At 76.4% G+C, this 16,549-nt stretch carries 17 protein-coding genes and 1 tRNA gene; 8 read left to right on the top strand and 10 right to left on the bottom strand.

Annotated features, from left to right (window positions below):
* Positions 1–27 precede the first annotated feature (27 nt).
* Genes ACI781_RS12415 through ACI781_RS12390 form a run of 6 tightly spaced genes read right to left on the bottom strand, consistent with a single transcriptional unit; the run spans position 28 to position 7,475 of the window.
* A complete protein-coding gene (locus tag ACI781_RS12415) occupies positions 28–1,806 on the bottom strand; it encodes a serine/threonine-protein kinase (RefSeq protein ID WP_456566412.1) in 1,779 nt (592 codons plus the stop codon).
* Positions 1,806–3,254 carry a peptidoglycan D,D-transpeptidase FtsI family protein gene (locus ACI781_RS12410; protein ID WP_456566411.1) on the bottom strand — a complete coding sequence of 483 codons (1,449 nt, stop codon included), beginning with the start codon at positions 3,252–3,254 and terminating at the stop codon, positions 1,806–1,808. Before ACI781_RS12410 ends, ACI781_RS12415 begins: the two co-directional genes overlap by 1 nt.
* Complete coding sequence (locus ACI781_RS12405) at positions 3,251–4,705, bottom strand: FtsW/RodA/SpoVE family cell cycle protein (RefSeq protein WP_456566410.1); 1,455 nt, start codon at positions 4,703–4,705, stop codon at positions 3,251–3,253. The genes ACI781_RS12410 and ACI781_RS12405 overlap by 4 nt, the downstream gene beginning before the upstream one ends.
* The gene (locus tag ACI781_RS12400; RefSeq protein ID WP_456566409.1) at positions 4,705–6,126 is read right to left on the bottom strand and encodes a PP2C family protein-serine/threonine phosphatase; all 1,422 of its coding nucleotides are present in this window, start codon (positions 6,124–6,126) and stop codon (positions 4,705–4,707) included. The genes ACI781_RS12405 and ACI781_RS12400 overlap by 1 nt, the downstream gene beginning before the upstream one ends.
* Before the next feature lie 28 nt (positions 6,127–6,154).
* Positions 6,155–6,616, bottom strand: coding sequence for an FHA domain-containing protein FhaB/FipA (locus ACI781_RS12395; RefSeq protein WP_456566408.1), 462 nt, complete (start codon positions 6,614–6,616; stop codon positions 6,155–6,157).
* A 40-nt stretch (positions 6,617–6,656) separates the two neighbouring features.
* Positions 6,657–7,475, bottom strand: a complete 819-nt coding sequence (locus ACI781_RS12390; RefSeq protein WP_456566407.1) for an FhaA domain-containing protein — start codon at positions 7,473–7,475, stop codon at positions 6,657–6,659.
* Positions 7,476–7,663: 188 nt separating this feature from the next.
* Between ACI781_RS12390 and ACI781_RS12385 the strand changes: the two genes are divergently transcribed.
* A tRNA-Leu gene (locus tag ACI781_RS12385) sits at positions 7,664–7,749 on the top strand.
* A 41-nt stretch (positions 7,750–7,790) separates the two neighbouring features.
* Here the strand turns inward: ACI781_RS12385 and ACI781_RS12380 are convergent.
* From ACI781_RS12380 to ACI781_RS12370, 3 genes are read right to left on the bottom strand one after another with little or no spacing between them, the layout of a single operon-like run.
* Entirely contained in the window at positions 7,791–8,138 is a 348-nt protein-coding gene (locus ACI781_RS12380; RefSeq protein ID WP_456566406.1) for a hypothetical protein, read from the bottom strand.
* Between the two features lie 16 nt (positions 8,139–8,154).
* Positions 8,155–8,667, bottom strand: coding sequence for a DUF1707 SHOCT-like domain-containing protein (locus ACI781_RS12375; protein ID WP_456566405.1), 513 nt, complete (start codon positions 8,665–8,667; stop codon positions 8,155–8,157).
* 19 nt (positions 8,668–8,686) lie between these two features.
* Positions 8,687–9,853, bottom strand: coding sequence for an acyl-CoA dehydrogenase family protein (locus ACI781_RS12370; RefSeq protein WP_456566404.1), 1,167 nt, complete (start codon positions 9,851–9,853; stop codon positions 8,687–8,689).
* Between the two features lie 98 nt (positions 9,854–9,951).
* Between ACI781_RS12370 and ACI781_RS12365 the strand changes: the two genes are divergently transcribed.
* The 7 genes from ACI781_RS12365 (at position 9,952) to ACI781_RS12335 (ending at position 15,419) form a co-directional block, all read left to right on the top strand.
* Positions 9,952–10,545 (top strand): TetR/AcrR family transcriptional regulator, encoded by a 594-nt coding sequence (locus ACI781_RS12365; protein WP_456566403.1) that lies wholly within the window; start codon positions 9,952–9,954, stop codon positions 10,543–10,545.
* Positions 10,546–10,555: 10 nt separating this feature from the next.
* A complete protein-coding gene (locus ACI781_RS12360; protein WP_456566402.1) occupies positions 10,556–11,029 on the top strand; it encodes a GNAT family N-acetyltransferase in 474 nt (157 codons plus the stop codon).
* A gap of 198 nt (positions 11,030–11,227) precedes the next feature.
* Positions 11,228–12,157, top strand: a complete 930-nt coding sequence (locus ACI781_RS12355; protein ID WP_456566401.1) for an aldose 1-epimerase family protein — start codon at positions 11,228–11,230, stop codon at positions 12,155–12,157.
* The gene (locus tag ACI781_RS12350) at positions 12,157–12,882 is read left to right on the top strand and encodes an MOSC domain-containing protein (protein WP_456566425.1); all 726 of its coding nucleotides are present in this window, start codon (positions 12,157–12,159) and stop codon (positions 12,880–12,882) included. The genes ACI781_RS12355 and ACI781_RS12350 overlap by 1 nt, the downstream gene beginning before the upstream one ends.
* Positions 12,879–13,103, top strand: coding sequence for an RNA-binding S4 domain-containing protein (locus ACI781_RS12345; RefSeq protein WP_456566400.1), 225 nt, complete (start codon positions 12,879–12,881; stop codon positions 13,101–13,103). The genes ACI781_RS12350 and ACI781_RS12345 overlap by 4 nt, the downstream gene beginning before the upstream one ends.
* Positions 13,100–14,614, top strand: a complete 1,515-nt coding sequence (locus ACI781_RS12340; protein WP_456566399.1) for an RNB domain-containing ribonuclease — start codon at positions 13,100–13,102, stop codon at positions 14,612–14,614. Before ACI781_RS12345 ends, ACI781_RS12340 begins: the two co-directional genes overlap by 4 nt.
* Before the next feature lie 43 nt (positions 14,615–14,657).
* On the top strand, positions 14,658–15,419 hold the full coding sequence (locus ACI781_RS12335) for a nitrilase-related carbon-nitrogen hydrolase (protein ID WP_456566398.1): 762 nt from the start codon (positions 14,658–14,660) through the stop codon (positions 15,417–15,419).
* Positions 15,420–15,458: 39 nt separating this feature from the next.
* Here ACI781_RS12335 and ACI781_RS12330 read toward each other — a convergent pair whose 3' ends face one another.
* The gene (locus tag ACI781_RS12330) at positions 15,459–16,400 is read right to left on the bottom strand and encodes a PRC and DUF2382 domain-containing protein (protein WP_456566397.1); all 942 of its coding nucleotides are present in this window, start codon (positions 16,398–16,400) and stop codon (positions 15,459–15,461) included.
* Positions 16,401–16,549: the final 149 nt, after the last annotated feature.

Below are 16,549 nucleotides of genomic sequence, written 5' to 3'. Positions count from 1 at the left end.
GACCCGTCACCGCGCGTGGGGGGTCGATCACGCGTCTGCACCCTGCGCCACAGGGCCCTCGGCAGCCTCGGGGTCGGTGGGCGGGACCGAGGGGGTGGACGGTTCCGAGGGCGGGGGCGGCAGCGTGCTGCCGGGGGCGGGCTGCTCGCCCGCCGTGGAGCTCGGTGACGTGGAACCGGACGGCGCCGGGGTGGTGCTCTCGTCCGTCGTGTCGTCGTCGGTCGTGGACTCCTCGGCGGTGGTGCCGGCACCGCCTCCGTCGTCGTCGCCCTCGTCCGTGCCGGTGTCGGTGGCCGGCGGCGACCAGTCGGCGGCGGCGGCGAACAGGACGATCTGCGTGCCGGCGGCGACCTGCCCGCTCGGCGGGGAGACGTCGACCACCTCGTTCTCGGACACGCTCCGGCCGAGGGCCAGCAGCTGGGCCTCGCTCGCGTCCTCCCGGACGACGTCGTCGAACCCGGCGGCGTCCAGCACCGCGGTGGCGTCGTCGACGTCCCGGCCGATCAGCTGGCTGGTGTCGAGGGTCAGCAGCGCGTCGGTCGCGGTCGCCGACGGGGCCGTCGTGGTGGCGGCGCTGCTGCGGCTGGAGCCGCCGCCACCGCCGTCCGCCGCGTCGTTGCCCGCGGTCGACACGAACCAGGCCACGCCGCCGAGCAGCGCCACGAGCAGGACCGCCGCGACCACCCACAGCCACCGCCGGTTGCCCCGGGGCGCGGGGCCGGCCGGATCCGGGTCCACCGGCCCGCCGCCGGTGGGCGGCCCCTGCAGCGGCGGCAGCGGCCGGGCCGCGCTGTGCCGGCCGGTGCCGGCCGCGGCGGCGGCCACCGGCGCCGCGTCCAGCACCTGGGTGGCCGGCTCCTCGTCGTGCCCGGCGGAGGTGGGCCACTCCTCCTCCGGCATCGTGACCACCTGGGTGGTCGCCGCGGAGATCGGGACGATGCCGGTGCCGGCCGGGGCGCGGCTGCCGACGGCGGCGGCCACGGCGCGGATGGCGGCGGCGAAGGCGGCGCCGTCGTCGAAGCGGTCCTCGGGGGCCTTGGCCAGCGCCCGTTCCAGCAGCTGCCGGACGGCGAGCGGGACGTCGGACGGCAGCGGCGGCGGGGGCCGGTTGATGTGCGCCAGCGCGATCGCGACCTGGGAGGTGCCGTCGAAGGGCCGGGAGCCGGTGAGGCACTCGTAGCCCACCACGCCGAGGGAGTAGACGTCGGAGGCGGCGGTCACCTCGAACCCCTGCGCCTGCTCGGGGGAGAGGTACTGCGCGGTGCCGACGACCATGCCGGTGCGGGTGAGCGGCGTGGCGTCGCGGGCGCGGGCGATGCCGAAGTCGGTCAGCTTCACCACGCCGTCGGGACGGACGATGAGGTTGCCCGGCTTGATGTCGCGGTGCACCACGCCGGCGGCGTGCGCGGCCGAGAGGCCGTCGGCGGACTGGCCGAGCACGTGCAGCGTCCAGTCGACGGGGAGGCTGCCCTCCTCGTGCAGGATCGTCACCAGCGGCTGGCCCTCGACCAGCTCCATGACCAGGAACGCGAGCCGCTGGCCGGGGTTGCGCTCGTCCTCGGTCTCGCCGTAGTCGTAGACCGAGGCGATGTTGGGGTGCGACAGGGCCGCGGTGTGCCGGGCCTCGTTGCGGAACCGGGCCACGAAGCTCGGGTCGCCGGTGAACTCGCTGCGCAGCACCTTCGCGGCGACGACGCGGTCCAGCACGCGGTCGCGGGCCCGCCACACCTCGCCCATGCCGCCGGTGGCGATGGGCGAGGTGATCTCGTACCGCCCGGCCAGGACGGTGCCCGTCGTCAGCGCCATCAGTCGCCCTGCTCGTCGAGGTAGGCCTGCATGACCTGGCGCGCGATCGGTGCGGACACGTCGCCACCCGTACCCCCGCCGTTGGCGACGAAGACCGCCACGGCGATCTGCGGGTCGTCGGCGGGGGCGAACCCGACGAACCAGTTGTGGTCGGGCACGCCCGGGGCGACCTGGGCGGTGCCGGTCTTGCCGGCGACCTCGACGCCCGGGATGCGGGCCGCGCGGCCGCTGCCGTTGGCGACGACGCTGACCATCATCCGGGTCAGCTGGTCGGCCACCTCGGGGCTCACCGGCTCGGAGAGCTCGTCGGGGTCGGTCTGCTCGATCACCGTGAGGTCGGGGGCGCGCAGCTGGTCGACCAGGTAGGGCGTCATCAGCGTGCCGTCGTTGGCGACCGCCGCGGCCACCATCGCTGCCTGCAGCGGGGTCATGCGGACGTCGCGCTGCCCGATCGAGGTCTGCCCGAGGGCGGCGTCGCTCTCGATGTCGCCGACGCTGCTGCCCGCCGTCTCCAGCGGGATGGTCAGCCCCTCGCCGGTCATGCCGAACGCCTCGGCCATCTCGCGGACGCGGTCCTCGCCGAGGTCGATGCCCAGCTGGGCGAACGCCGTGTTGCAGGAGATCGTCAGCGCGTCGATCAGCGGCTGCTCGCCGGAGCTGCTGCACCGGGAGCCGTTGAAGTTCTCCAGCTGCCTGGAGGTGCCCGGCAGCGTCAGCACGTCCGGCGCCGGGATGACCGTGTCCGGCGTGTAGTCGCCAGTGGACAGGGCCGCGGCCGACACGATGACCTTGAAGACCGACCCGGGCGGGTAGTTGTCGCTGATCGCCCGGTTCAGCCGCGGGTCCCGGTCGGCGGCCTCGAGCTGGGCCGCGTACTCGCGGTTGGCCGCCCCGTCGTGGGTGGAGAGCTGGTTGGGGTCGTAGGTGGGCGTGCTCGCCATACCCAGCACCGCGCCGGTGGCGGGGTCGAGCGCGACGACGGCCCCGGTGACGCCGTCGAGGCCGGCCATCGCCGCCTCCTGCACCGCGGGGTCCAGGGTGAGGACGACGTCGCCGCCGGAGGGGTCGCGGCCGGTGAAGATGTCGGCGAGCCGGCGGGTGAACAGCCGCGCGTCCTCCCCGGTCAGCACGTCGTTCTCGGCGCGCTCCATGCCGGTCGCGCCGTAGAGGAACGAGTAGTAGCCGGTCACGGCCGCGTACGTGGGGCCCTGCGGGTACTGCCGCAGGTAGGTGAGGTCGTCGGAGGTGGCGACCGACAGGGCGACCTCGGTGCCGTCGACGACGATCGAGCCGCGCTGGCGGTCGTACTCCTCGACGATGATCCGGCGGTTGCCCGGGTCGGCGCGCAGCTCCTCGGAGCGGACCACCTGGATGTAGTTGACGTTGACGATCAGCAGCGTGAACAGCACGAGCACGCTGATCGCGACGCGGCGCAGCGGGGCGTTCACGGGCGGACCACCTCGGTCGGGGCCTCGCCGAGCGTGGCCTGCGGCGGGGCGCCGGGCGGGACCGGCGGCGCGGCCGGCCGGCGCGCGGCGTCGCTGATGCGCACGAGGACCGCCAGCAGCGCGAAGTTGGCGACCAGCGACGACCCGCCGTAGGCGACGAACGGGGTGGTGAGGCCGGTCAGCGGCAGCAGGCCGGTGACGCCGCCGAGCACGACGAAGACCTGCCAGGCGATCGCGAAGGACAGGCCGGCGGCGAGGAGCTTGCCGAAGGCGTCGCGGACGATCAGCGAGCTGCGCAGCCCGCGCTCCACCAGCACGAGGTAGAGGACGATGACGGCGACCAGGCCGAACAGGCCGAGCTCCTCGCCGATCGCGGCGGCGATGAAGTCGCTCTTGGCGACCGGCACCTCGTCGGGGCGCCCGCCGCCCAGCCCGGCGCCGAACAGCCCGCCGGTGCCGAGCCCGAACAGCGACTGCACGAGCTGGAAGCCGCCGGTGTCGCGGTAGGCGAAGGGGTCCAGCCAGGTGTCCACGCGGACCTGCACGTGGCCGAACAGCTGGTAGGCCAGGAACGCGCCGGCGCCGAACAGGCCGACGCCGATGAGCAGCCAGCTCGACCGTTCGGTGGCGATGTAGAGCATCACCACGAAGATGCCGAACAGCAGCAGCGAGCTGCCCAGGTCCCGCTCGAAGACCAGCACGAGGATGGACAGCATCCAGGCCACCAGCACCGGGCCCAGGTCGCGGGCGCGCGGCACCTCCAGGCCCATCACCCGGCGGCTGGCCAGCGCGAGCACGTCGCGCTTGTCGACGAGGTAGGCGGCGAAGAAGACGATCAGGCAGATCTTGGCGAACTCACCGGGCTGGATGCTGAACCCGGCGAGGCGGATCCAGATCTTGGCGCCGTTGACCGACGAGATCGACGCGGGCAGCACCGCGGGCAGCGCGAGCAGCAGCAGGCCGACCAGGGCCAGCGTGTAGGCGAACCGGGACAGCAGCCGCTGGTCGCGGACGACGAGCAGCACGGCGACGAACAGCGCCACGCCGAGCGTCGCCCAGACCAGCTGGACCGGGGCGTCCTCCCGGGTGGCGGTGGCCCCGACCTGGTCCCCGGCGAGGTCCAGCCGGTGGATCATGGTCAGCCCCAGCCCGGTCAGCAGCGCGACCGCGGGCAGCAGGAGCGGGTCGGCGTAGGGCGCGAAGCGCCGCACGACCAGGTGCATCACGACCCACAGCGCGGTGAACCAGCTGCCGAACGTCGCCAGGTCCGCGCGCAGCGAGCCGGTGAGGGTGATGTCGACGATCGCCTGCGCGACGAGGGTGATGACGACGGCGGCGGCGAGCATGGCCAGCTCGGTCCCGCGGCGCGTGGGCGGCGCCGTGGGGCCCTGGCCCGTGCCCGGGCCCGTCCCCTGCCCCGCCGGCCGCGGGTCGGCGGGCGGGGCGCCCATCACTCCGCCTCCCGGCAGTCCCGTCCCGAGCCGGACGACGCGGTGGTCTCCCGCGCGGAGGTCTGCGGTGCCGACGACGAGGGGGCCGCCGAGGACGGCGGGACCGGCGCGGTCGTGGCGAGGCCGCCCGGGACGCCGGGGTCGGCGGTGGGCTGGCTCGGGTCCAGCGGCGCCGGCACGCTCGGCGGGGCGCTGGTCGTGCGCTGGCCGCGCTCCCGGCAGACCGGCAGAGTCTGCTCGCGCAGCATGGCCACGCGCGCGTCGGCCGCCTCCCGGTCGACGACGGTGATGCCGTCCTCCACCTTGGCGCGGATGTCCTGGCTCAGGTCGGTCAGCGCGATGCCCGTGTCGCTCGCCTCGCGGTAGAGGTCGAAACCGAGCACCGAGGCGTTGATCCCGCGGAAGACGGCGACCGTGTCGCTGTCCTCGTCGACGCCGACGAACCAGTGGTCCTGCACCCACGCGTAGGCGCCGACACCGGCGCCGGCCAGCACCAGCAGCGCCGCGAGCGCGGCCCACCAGCGGCGGCGGGTGCGCCGGCGGTCGGGCGCCGGGGCCGAGGCCATCGGGGCGACCGGCGGCGGGGACGGCGGCGGGTCGGCCAGGGCCGCGCGGCCGGCGGCCGAGCCCGGGTCGACGGCGCGCTGCCCGACGTTGGCCCCGGCGGCGCCGTCGACGACCGGCTCGATGTAGCCGCCGGTGCCGTCGTCCTCGACGACGTCGGCGACGATCACGGTGATGTTGTCCGGACCGCCGCTGCGCAGCGCCAGCTCGATCAGCCGGTCCGCGCACGACTGCGGGTCGGGGTCCATCAGCGTGGTGGCGATGGTCTCCTCGCTCACGACGCCGGACAGGCCGTCGGAGCACAGCAGGTAGCGGTCGCCGGCCCGGGCCTCGCGCATCGACAGGTCGGGGTCGACGTCCTGGCCGTTCAGCGCGCGCAGCAGCAGCGACCGCTGCGGGTGGTGGTTGGCCTCCTCCTGCGTGATCCGGCCGTCGTCGATCAGCGTCTGCACGAACGTGTCGTCGTGGGTGATCTGGCTGAGCTCGCCGTCGCGCAGCAGGTAGGCGCGGGAGTCGCCGACGTGGCACAGGGCCAGCCGGCCGCCGGCGAACAGGACGGCGGTGAGCGTGGTGCCCATGCCCTCCAGCTGCGGGGACTCCCGGATCACCTCGCGCAGGTGCTCGCTGCCGTCGAACACCGCGGCCCGCAGGGCCTGCAGCATGTCGCTGGGCGGCGCGTCCTCGTCCAGGTGCTCGAGCGCGGCGATGACCACCTTGCTGGCGACGTCGCCGGCGGCGTGCCCGCCCATGCCGTCGGCGACGGCGAGCAGCCGCGGGCCGGCGTACACCGAGTCCTGGTTGTTGCCGCGGACCAGGCCGCGGTCCGAGCGCGCCGCGTAGCGCAGGGCGAGGGTCATCGGGGGAGGCCCTCCGGGGTCTCGGCGCTCACGACCGGAGCTCCAGCGCCGTCTGGCCGATCCGGATCGGCTGGCCGAGGCCGACCAGCAGCGGCCCCTGGACCCGCTGCTGGTCCAGGAACGTGCCGTTGGTGGAGCCCAGGTCCTCGACGTACCACTGGCCACCCCTGTTGGTCAGCCGGGCGTGCCGGGAGCTGGCGAAGTCGTCGGTGAGCACGAGGGTGGAGTCGTCCGCCCGGCCGATGAGGATCGGCTGCTCGCCGAGGGTGATGCGGGTGCCGGTCAGCGGGCCGGCGGTCACCACCAGTGTCTTGGGTCCCTTGCCGCGGCGCCTGCCGGGGGTCGCCGCCCGCGGGGGGACGGCGGCCACGCGCCCGGCCCGGCCGCCGAACAGGTCGGCGCGGACCACGCGGAAGGCCGCGAAGATGAACAGCCAGAGCAGCAGGAGGAAGCCGAACCGGAAGATCTGCAGGACGATCTCGGCCGTCACGGCGCCGCCGTCCCGGCGGTGTGCGGGCTCACGAGCGCCCTCACGCGCCGTCCTGCCGGTAGACCAGCACGGAGTGTCCGATGCGGATGACGTCGCCGTCGGCCAGCGGCTGGCGGGTGATCCGCCGGCCGTTGACCAGGGTGCCGTTGGTGGACCCGAGGTCCTCCGCGAACGCCGTCCCGCTGTCGAGGACGACGTCGACGTGCTTGCGGCTGACCCCGGTGTCGGGCAGGCGGATGTCGGCGTCGGTGCCGCGGCCGATGACGTTGCGGCCGGTGGACAGCTCGTGCCGGGTGCCGGGCCCGTCGACGAGGAGCACGTGCGTGACCCCGGGCCGCGAGCCCGCGCGGCCGACGACCGCGGACGGGTGCTGGCGGCCGGTGTCGGTGGCCATCCGGCCCGGCAGCGGCGGCAGCGGCGGCACGCCCTCGCCGGTCAGCGGCGCGGCCGGGACCGGCACGGCGTCCACCCGGGAGGCGGGCCGCGCCGGGTCGGCGACGTGCGAGCCGACCTCGAACACCCCGGTGCGCAGCGACTCGTCGAGCTCCAGGCGGACCTGCACCTCGCCGAACAGCTGGTAGCCCTCGGACGCGACGTGCTCGGCGACCATGTCGGCCAGCTCGGCGGCCAGTTGCTCGGACCACTCGGAGAGGTTGTCGAAGTCGGCGCGGCCCAGCCGGACGTCGTAGACGTTGGGTGCGAGCACCCGGCCCTCGCCCATGACGGAGCGCTGCTCGTCGGCCTCGCGGGTCAGCGCCTTGGCGATCTCCGCGGGGTGGACCTTGCCCTTGAAGAGGCGGGCGAAGGCCAGCCCGACCATCCCCTCCAGGCGCCGCTCGAAGCGCTGCAGCACACCCACAGTCGCTCCTCCAGGCTCGTTCCCCACCGACGTCGGTCCACCCGTGATCGTAGCCGGGTGCGGCTCCCCGGACCGGTCAGGAAGCCGCGACTCCCCGGTGCCGATCCGGTGTCGACACGGCGCCGGCACCTGCCCGACCCCCTGGCCAGGGACGGCCCGCGGCGGCTGCTACTGTCTGTCCTGCGTCCGGGCAAGTGGCGGAATGGCAGACGCGCACGGTTCAGGTCCGTGTGTCCGAGAGGACGTGGGGGTTCAACTCCCCCCTTGCCCACCAGCACGAGGAGCCGGCACCCCCAGGGTGCCGGCTCCTCGTCGTCAGGGGGCCGGTCGGTCCCGGTGCCGCGCGAGGCCGGTCATCGTCTCGTCGATCGTGCGGTGGGCGTAGCTGGGCGGGGCGGCGGGGTCCGGCCGCCAGGACGGCGGCTCGTCGGGGCCCTCGGTGGGCGCGGTGCTGCCAGGGCCGCGCTCGAACAGCCACCAGACGCCGGACCAGGGGTCGACGAAGCGCGCCAGCCGCTGCCCGCCGTGGAAGGGCGTCGGTTCGGTCACGACGTCGGCGCCGGCCGCCCGGGCCCGGGCGAGGACCGCGTCGGCGTCGCGCACGTAGAGCTGCAGCAGCGCCGGTGAGGAGGTCGTCCATGCCGGCAGCGTGCACCCGGCCACCGACGTCCCCGTCCCGTCAGGAGGGCAGTCGGCGGGGGCCCTCGTCGCCGGGCCCCTCGCCGCGGCGGCCCTCGGTGAGGGTCTGCGCCAGCAGCACCGCGCCCCACGGGCCGACCACCCAGATCGGCCAGGGGTAGAGCCAGTCCCCGGACACCAGCGAGGTGATCAGCCAGATGCTGGTGACGATGACCGCGGTCGACAGCCAGCTCGCCCAGGCGGCCGCCCGGGTCCCGCCCCAGGCGGCCCAGGCCCACGCCGGCGAGGCCGTCGGCCCGTGCGCCGGCGCGGTGCTCCCCGACGTGCCGACGGCCGGGGCCGGGTCCGGCCGGGTCGCCGGCGGCGCGGCGGGCAGCGCCGGCAGGTCCGTGGTCAGCGCGTCGAGCTCGCCGTAGGTCCGTGACGCGTAGGCGCGGGCCAGCCGGTCCTCGTACTCGGCGACGGTGAGGCGGCCGGCGGCCATGTGCTCGCCGAGGAGGGCGGCGACGGCGGCGCGGTCGGTGTCGGCGGCGCGGAGGTGCGGCTCGGGCATGGGCCCAGTCTGACCTGGCTCAGCCCGCGGCGGGAGCCGCCTCCCGGGCGAGGTGCCGGCCGATCACCATCCGCTGGATCTGGTTGGTGCCCTCGAAGATCTGCATGACCTTGGCCTCGCGCATGTACCGCTCGGCCGGGTGGTCGCGGGTGTAGCCGGCCCCGCCCAGCACCTGCACGGCGTCGGTCGTCACCTTCATCGCGGCGTCGGTGGCCACCAGCTTGGCGATGCTGGCCTGCCGCGCGTAGTCCTTGCCGGCGTCCTTGCGGCGGGCCGCGGCCAGGTAGGTCGCGCGGGCGGACTCGACGGCGGCGGCCATGTCGGCCAGCAGGAACGACAGGCCCTGGTGGTCGACGATGCGCCGTCCGAACGCCTCCCGCTCGCACGCGTAGGCGACGGCGACGTCGAGGGCGGACTGGGCGAGCCCGACGGCGACGGCGCTGACCCCCAGCCGCCCGGAGTCCAGGGCGGCCAGCGCGATGCCCAGGCCGCGGCCGCGCCCGCCGACCAGCCGGTCGGCGGGCACCGGGACGTCGTCCAGCCGGATCGCCGCGGTCGTCGAGGCGGTCAGACCCATCTTCTCCTCGGGCCGGGCGGCGCTGAGGCCGTCGAGGTCGGGGGTGAGGTGGAAGCAGGAGACCGCGGTGCCGCCGTCGTCGTCCGCCGTGCGCAGGAATGTGGAGTAGAAGTCCGCGTGCCCGCCGTGGGTGACCCAGGCCTTCTCCCCGGTCGCGGTCCAGCCCTCGCCGGTGGCCCGCGCGGTGGCGCGCATGGCGGCCGGGTCGGAGCCGGCGTGGGCCTCCGACAGCGCGTAGGCGCCGAGCAGCCGGCCGCCGACCATCTCCGGCAGCCACTCCCGCCGCTGGGTGTCGCTGCCGAAGCGGTCGACGGGGAAGCAGGCGAGCGTGTGCACGCTGACGCCGAGCGCGACGCTGGCCCAGCGGGCGGCGAGCTCCTCGACGACCTGCAGGTAGACCGCGTACGGCTGGCCGCCGCCGCCGCCGTCCTCCCCGAAGGGCAGGCCGAGCAGCCCGGCCTCGCCGAGCAGGGTGAACACCTCGCGGGGGAAGCGCTCCTCCCGCTCGTACGCCGCGGCCCGCGGCGCGAGCTCGGCGTCGGCGATCTCGCGGGTGAGGGCGAGGAGGTCGGCGGCCTCGGGGGTGGGCAGTTCGCGGTCGACGGGCACGAGGCCTCCGTCCGTGCGGGAACAGTACTGACGACGGTACCGCAGTACTGTCTCTCGTTCAGGAGGAAGCTGGCGGGTCGGTCGGCGCGGGAGGTGGCATGGACACGGGCATCCGGACGGCGGGCGAGCGCGTGCTCACCGCCCGCCAGGCGCAGCTGCTCGACCAGCTGGAGGAGCTCTTCCTGCGGGAGGGGTTCGCCTCGTTCACCCTCGACGGTCTGGCCGACCGGCTGCACTGCTCGAAGAGCACCCTCTACGCGCTCGCGGAGAGCAAGGAGCAGCTGGCCGCGCGGGTGGTGCGGCACTTCTTCCGCAAGGCCGCCGCGGCCGTGGAGGCGCAGGCCGTCGACGAGGACGACCCGGCGCTGCGGGTCACCGCCTACCTCGCCGCCGTCGCCGGCGCCCTCGCCCCGGCCGGGCCGGCCTTCCGCCGCGACCTGGAGGCCTTCGCCCCCGCCCGCGCCGTCTACGAGCGGCACACCGCGCTGGCCGCCGACCGGGTCCGCGAGCTCGTCGACGAGGGCGTGGCGGCCGGGCGGTTCCGGCAGGTGCACCCGGCGCTGGTCGCCGACACCGTGACCACGCTGATGTTCCGCATCGGCCGCGGCGAGACCGGCCGGGCCACCGGCCTCTCCGACGCCGCGGCCTACCGCGAGCTGGCGGCCCTGCTGCTGCACGGGATCACGCTGTGAGGGCGGGCCGGTGACCGCGTTCGCCGTCGTCTCCGCCGCCTGGGACGACCCCGACGTGCGCGCCCTGACCGCCGCCCAGCAGGCCGAGCTCCGCGCCCGCTACGGCGGCGACACCGAGCCCGGCACGCCTCCCTCGGCCGCCGACGTCGCCGTGGTGCTGGTCGCCCGCGACGCCGCCGGGACGGCGGTCGGCTGCGGCGCGCTGCGCCCGCTGGAGGGCGGCGCCGCCGAGCTCAAGCGGATGTACGTCGACCCCGCGGCCCGCGGGCGCGGGCTCTCCCGCCGGCTGCTGACCGCGCTCGAGGAGGCGGCGCTCGCCCGGGGCTGGACGACGCTGCGGCTGGAGACCGGGCCGCGCCAGCCGGAGGCCGTCGGCCTCTACGAGAGCGCGGGCTACCGGCCGGTCGCGGCCTTCGGCGCCTACGCCGGCGCACCCGACGCCGGCTCCTCCCTCTTCTACGAGCGGGTGCTCGGCCCGGCGTGACGGACCGGGCGTGGACCGGACCCGTCGTCCACCTGGATCCCGCCGAGATCCGCACGGTGGTCGCCACCGATCCCCTGATGACGACCGCCATGCGCATCTCGGCGGGATCGGGCGGCGGGGCGACCGGCGTCGTCCGGGGCGGTGCTGGTCCTCGACCACACGCTGGGCTGACCGCGCCGGGTGTGGTGGGCTGCCCGCATGAGCGCGCCGCCGCAGACCTCCTGGCCGTCGATCCAGCCGGCCGACGTCGAGCTCGTCCGCGACGACGCCCGGCTCGCCGTCGACCTGCGCGGCGGGGGCATCCGGGCGCTCACCTGCGGCGACTGGGACGTCGTCGACGGCTACCCCGCCGGCACCGTCCCGTCGGGACGGCGCGGCGGGCTGCTGCTGCCCTGGCCCAACCGGCTCCGCGACGGGCGGTGGCGCTGGGCCGGCCGCGACCTGCAGCTCGACGTCGCCTCCCCGGACAAGCCCAACGCCGCGCACGGGCTGCTCTCCTGGCAGCCGTTCGGCGTGCTCAGCCGCTTCTCCGACGCCGTCACCGTCGGCACCACCGTCGAGCCGCGCCCCGGCTACCCGTTCCGGCTCCTCGTGGCGCTGGACTACGCGCTGGCGCCACGGCAGCTCACCGTCACCGTGCGGGTGCGCAACGCCTCGGCCGAGCCCGCGCCGCTCGGCGTCGGCATGCACCCGTACCTGTCGGTCGGGGCGACGGCGGACGGCGGCATCGCCGACGCCGAGCTCACGGTCCCGGCCCGCACCGCGCTGGTCACCGACGGAGGCCTGCCCACCGGCGAGCGGACGGCGTTCGACGGCGCGGTCGGCCGCATCGGCGACCGGGCGATCGACACCCCGCTCACCGACCTGGACCGCGACGACGACGGCGTCGCGCGGGTGCGGTTGCGCGGTACCGCCGGCGCGGTCGAGCTCGGCGTCGACGGGGCCTGGCGCTGGCTGCAGGTCTACACCGGCGACACGCTGCCGCCCGGCCAGCGGCGGCGCAGCGTCGCGGTCGAGCCCATGACGTGCCCGCCAAACGCGCTGGCCGACGGCACCGACCTGGTCGTCCTCGAGCCGGCCAGCACCTGGTCGGGCACCTGGACGCTGACCTGGGAGCCGGCCGCGTGATGCGCGTCGCGGAGCTGTGGAGCTACCCGGTGAAGTCGCTGCAGGGGCAGCGGGTCGAGGCGACCGAGGTGGGGGCGGAGGGGCTGGCCGGCGACCGGCAGTGGGCGCTGTTCGACGCGTCGACCGGCATGGGCCTCACCGCCCGCCGGGTGCCCGACCTGCTGTTCGCCTCCGGCCGGCTCGCCGAGGACGGCCGGGTCGAGGTCGTGCTCCCCGACGGCACCGCCACCACCGACGACGCCGTCCTGTCCGGCTGGCTCGGCCGGCCGGTGACCCTGCGCGCGGCCGGTGACGTGCCCGGGCAGCGGCGGTACGAGAACCCCTACGACCTGCGCGACGGGGGCGAGTTCGCCTGGGACGCCTTCGAGGGCGCGCGCGGCGCCTTCCACGACAGCGACCGCACCCGCGTCTCCCTGGTCTCGGCCGGGACGCTGGGCGACTGGGACCGGCGGCGCTTCCGGTCCAACGTCGTCCTCACCGGGTCCGGCGAGGACGCGCTGGTCGGCCGGCGGGTGCGGCTGGGCGGGGTGGAGCTCGACGTGATCAAGCCGGTGCCGCGCTGCGTGATGGTCACCCGCCCCCAGCCCGGCGGCATCGGCCGGGACACCGCGGTGCTCAAGTCCGTGTACCGCGAGCGCGACGGCGTGCTGGCCGTCGGCGCGCTGGTGCTCCGGCCGGGGCCGCTGGCGGTCGGCGACGAGCTGGTCCCCGTCGGGGGAGGATGACCGGCGTGCGCACCGTCTCGCTCCGCCCCGGTGAGGACTCGATCCGGCTCGGTCAGCTGCTCAAGCTCGTCGACGCCGTCCCGACCGGGGCGCAGGTGAAGGACGTGCTGGTCACCGGCGCGGTCCGGGTCAACGGCGAGCCCGAGGAGCGACGCGGCCGGCAGGTGCGCCGCGGCGACGTGGTCAGCATCGAGGGCGTCGAGGACGTGCGCGTCGGGTGACGGCTCCGGGAGCACCGCAGCGGGCCCTGGGAGAGAGCGGGGAGCCGACCCGTGTCCCGGCGGCCGGCCCCGGTTCCACGTGGAACCGGACGGGGACCGCCGGGTGGCGGGCGCCCCGGTGGCCCGCCGAGCTCACCGGCGGGCCGGACTTCGCGGCGATCCGCGCCGAGTTCGAGGTGCCCGAGGAGTTCCCGGCCGACGTCCTGGCCGAGGCGGAGGCGGCGGCCGCCGCGCCGCTGCCCGCGCACGACGCCACCGACCTCCCGCTCGTCACCGTCGACCCCCCGGGCAGCCGCGACCTGGACCAGGCCGTCCACCTGGCCCGCGACGGCGGCGGCTACGTGGTCAGCTACGCGATCGCCGACGTCGGCGCCGTCGTCCGGCCCGGCGGTGCCCTCGACGTGGAGGCGCGGCGCCGCGGCCAGACGCTGTACACCCCCGACCGCCGGGTGCCGCTGCACCCGCCGGTGCTCTCCGAGGGCGCGGCCAGCCTGCTGCCCGGCCAGGACCGCGCCGCCGCCCTCTGGACGATCCGGCTCGACGGCGACGGCGCCGTCCGCGGGGTCGACGTCCGCCGGGCCCGGGTCCGCAGCCGCGCCCAGCTCGCCTACCCGGAGGTGCAGCGGCAGGCCGACACCGACACCCTCCCCGGCCCGGTCGGGCTCCTGCCCGAGCTCGGCCGGCTCCTCCAGCGCCAGGCACAGGAGCGCGGCGCGATCGAGCTGGGCACGCCCGAGCAGGAGGTGGAGCGCGGCCCCGACGGCGGCTGGACTCTCACCGCGCGCGGGGACCTGCCGGTCGAGGGCTGGAACGCCGCCGTCTCGCTGCTGACCGGGCGCTGCGCGGCCGCGCTGATGCTGGACGGCGGCGTCGGCGTGCTGCGGACCCTGCCCCCGGCCGACCCCGCGGCGGTGGCGGCGCTGCGCCGGCTGGCCCCCGCCCTGGACGTGGACTGGCCCGAGGGGGCGGCCCCGGGAGCGGTGGTCGCCGCGCTGGACCCCGCCCGGCCGGGCCACGCGGCCTTCCTGGAGGAGGCCGCGGCGCTGCTGCGGGGCGCGGCCTACACGCCCTTCGACGGCGCGCTGCCCGAGCAGACCGGCCACGGCGGCGTCGGCGCCCCCTACGCGCACGTCACCGCCCCGCTGCGGCGCCTGGTCGACCGCTTCGGCACCGAGGTGTGCCTGGCGCTGGCGGCCGGGGCGCAGCCGGACCCGGCCCTGCGCGCGGCCCTGCCCGAGCTCCCCGCGCTGATGGCGGCCTCCGACCGGCGCACCCGGGCGGTGGAGCGGGCCGCCGTCGACGCGACGGAGGCGTGGCTGCTGCGCGACCGGGTCGGCGAGGAGTTCGCGGCGGTGGCGGTCGACGCGGACGGGGCCCGGGGCACCGTCGTCCTCGCCGAGCCGGCGATCCGCGCCCGGTGCGGCGGCGACCTCACCCCGGGCACCCGCGTGCGGGTGCGGCTGGTGGAGGCCGATCCCGAGCGCCGCTCCGTGCGGTTCGAGGTCGCGTGAGCCCGCGTCCCCCGGCCGGGACGCGGGGCGGGAGGATCGGGCCATGAGAGTCGGCGTGCTCCAGCACGACATCGTCTGGGAGGACCGGGCGGCCAACTTCGCGCGGCTGGCGCCGCAGGTGGCCCGCGCCGCCGCCGCGGGCGCGGAGCTGGTGCTGCTGAGCGAGACCTTCTCGACCGGCTTCTCCATGACCCCCGGCATCGGCGAGCCCGAGGGTGGGCCGTCGTCGCGGTTCCTGCTCGAGCAGGCCGCCGCGCACGGCGTGTGGGTGGCGGGCAGCTGCCCGGAGATCGCCCCCGACGGCGAGCTGCCCTACAACAGCCTGGTGCTCGCCGGCCCGGACGGCACCGTGCACCGCTACCGGAAGCTGCACCCGTTCACCCACGGCGGCGAGCACGAGCGCTTCCGGGCGGGGGAGGGCCCGCTGACCGTCGAGATCGGCGGCCTGCGGGTCACCCCCTTCGTCTGCTACGACCTGCGCTTCGCCGACGTCTTCTGGCGGGCGGCGCCGGAGACCGACGTCTACCTGGTGACGGCGAACTGGCCGGCGGCCCGGCGGCTGCACTGGCAGACGCTGCTGCAGGCGCGCGCCATCGAGAACCAGGCCTACGTCGTCGGCTGCAACCGCGTCGGCGCGGCCGGCGACGGCACCGGGCACGCCGGCGACAGCCGCGTCGTCAGCCCGATGGGGGAGCTGCTGGCCACCGCCGCCGGCGCCGAGACGCTGCTGCTGGCCGACGTCGACCCCGCCGAGGTCGCGGCGACCCGCGAGCGGCTGCGGTTCCTGCCCGACCGCCGCGGCTGACGCCCCTCACCGCCCCGCGCGGGCGGCGAGGGGAGGGGCTCAGGACGGGGCGGGCGTGCCGCTCCGGTCGACGACGACCTGCTCGCGCCGCACCTGCCCGGCCACCTGCTCGGTGTCGGTGATCGTCTCGATGCGCAGCCGCACGCGCTCGACCGGGACGACCTCGACGGTGACGACGGGGCGCTCGGCGTGCAGCACGATCTCCTCCGGCAGCGCGCCGGCCACCGCGGGGATCGGCGAGGTCGCCGGCCCCGTGCCCGCCGCGTCCGCGGGGGCCGCCAGCGACTCCCCGGGGCCGGGGTCGGGCGCGTCGATCGGCACCTCCTCGATGCGGAACTCCTCCCGGCGGATCGGGACGGTGATCTGCACCTCCTCGGTGACCACGTACTTGACCAGCCGGGCCCGGGTGGCGGCGACCCGCTCGGTGTGGACCTGCAGCCGCTCCTCGCTGCGGACCATGGCGCCGTCGGTGCCCGGGGGTGCGGCCGGCGGGGCGGCGGGGGCGCCCCCGGGTACGGCCGCAGCCGGGACGGGAGGCGGGGGGACGGCGGCGGACGGGACCCCGGGCGGCGGCGGGGCGGCGACGACGGGTGTCTCGGCGGTGTCCGCCTCCTGGCCGGCCGGGCGGCCCGGGTCGGTCCGCGGCGCCACGTCCGGGGTGGCCGGCAGGGCGGTGTCCAGGCCGTAGTGGCGGCGCAGCTCCGCCTCGTCGGCCGGGTCGAGGTGGTCCCCGCCCAGCTGCGGTGCCGAGCGGACGGCGTCCTTCGTGACGTGCAGCCGCAGGCCGCCGTCCACGTACGTCGCGTCGACGGCCGGCACGATGGAGTGCCGCGTGCCGAACAGCCCGGTGGTCACGGCCGCCCAGGTGGGTGCCCCGGTGCGGTCGTCGACGAAGAAGTGCTCGACCGTGCCGATCCGGTCGCCGTCCGGGCCGTAGGCCGGGCTGCCGATGGCGGCGGACACCTCGCGCTCGCTCAGCATGGGTGCTCCCCTCACACGGACCGCCCCGCGGGCGGTTCTCCCCGGTCAGCGTGCCCATCCGCCCGGCCGGGTGAACATCCGGGGGAGGGCGCCGTTCACCTGCGTGGCCTACGGTCGCGATCATCGGCGCCGGAGGACCCGGCGCCAGC

The sequence above is a fragment of the Blastococcus sp. SYSU D00695 genome (genome assembly GCF_054050555.1).
Note: the sequence above shows the minus strand (reverse complement) of the source record. Positions and strands in the feature narration are given on the sequence as shown.

Excerpts from the sequence above, each read along its gene's own strand:
- ACI781_RS12415 (WP_456566412.1), bottom strand. The coding sequence starts at position 1,806 with ATGGCGCTGACGACGGGCACCGTCCTGGCCGGGCGGTACGAGATCACC.
- ACI781_RS12405 (WP_456566410.1), bottom strand. The coding sequence starts at position 4,705 with ATGGGCGCCCCGCCCGCCGACCCGCGGCCGGCGGGGCAGGGGACGGGC.
- ACI781_RS12400 (WP_456566409.1), bottom strand. The coding sequence starts at position 6,126 with ATGACCCTCGCCCTGCGCTACGCGGCGCGCTCGGACCGCGGCCTGGTC.
- ACI781_RS12375 (WP_456566405.1), bottom strand. The coding sequence starts at position 8,667 with ATGCCCGAGCCGCACCTCCGCGCCGCCGACACCGACCGCGCCGCCGTC.
- ACI781_RS12365 (WP_456566403.1), top strand. The coding sequence starts at position 9,952 with ATGGACACGGGCATCCGGACGGCGGGCGAGCGCGTGCTCACCGCCCGC.
- ACI781_RS12355 (WP_456566401.1), top strand. The coding sequence starts at position 11,228 with ATGAGCGCGCCGCCGCAGACCTCCTGGCCGTCGATCCAGCCGGCCGAC.
- ACI781_RS12350 (WP_456566425.1), top strand. The coding sequence starts at position 12,157 with ATGCGCGTCGCGGAGCTGTGGAGCTACCCGGTGAAGTCGCTGCAGGGG.
- ACI781_RS12345 (WP_456566400.1), top strand. The coding sequence starts at position 12,879 with ATGACCGGCGTGCGCACCGTCTCGCTCCGCCCCGGTGAGGACTCGATC.
- ACI781_RS12335 (WP_456566398.1), top strand. The coding sequence starts at position 14,658 with ATGAGAGTCGGCGTGCTCCAGCACGACATCGTCTGGGAGGACCGGGCG.
- ACI781_RS12330 (WP_456566397.1), bottom strand. The coding sequence starts at position 16,400 with ATGCTGAGCGAGCGCGAGGTGTCCGCCGCCATCGGCAGCCCGGCCTAC.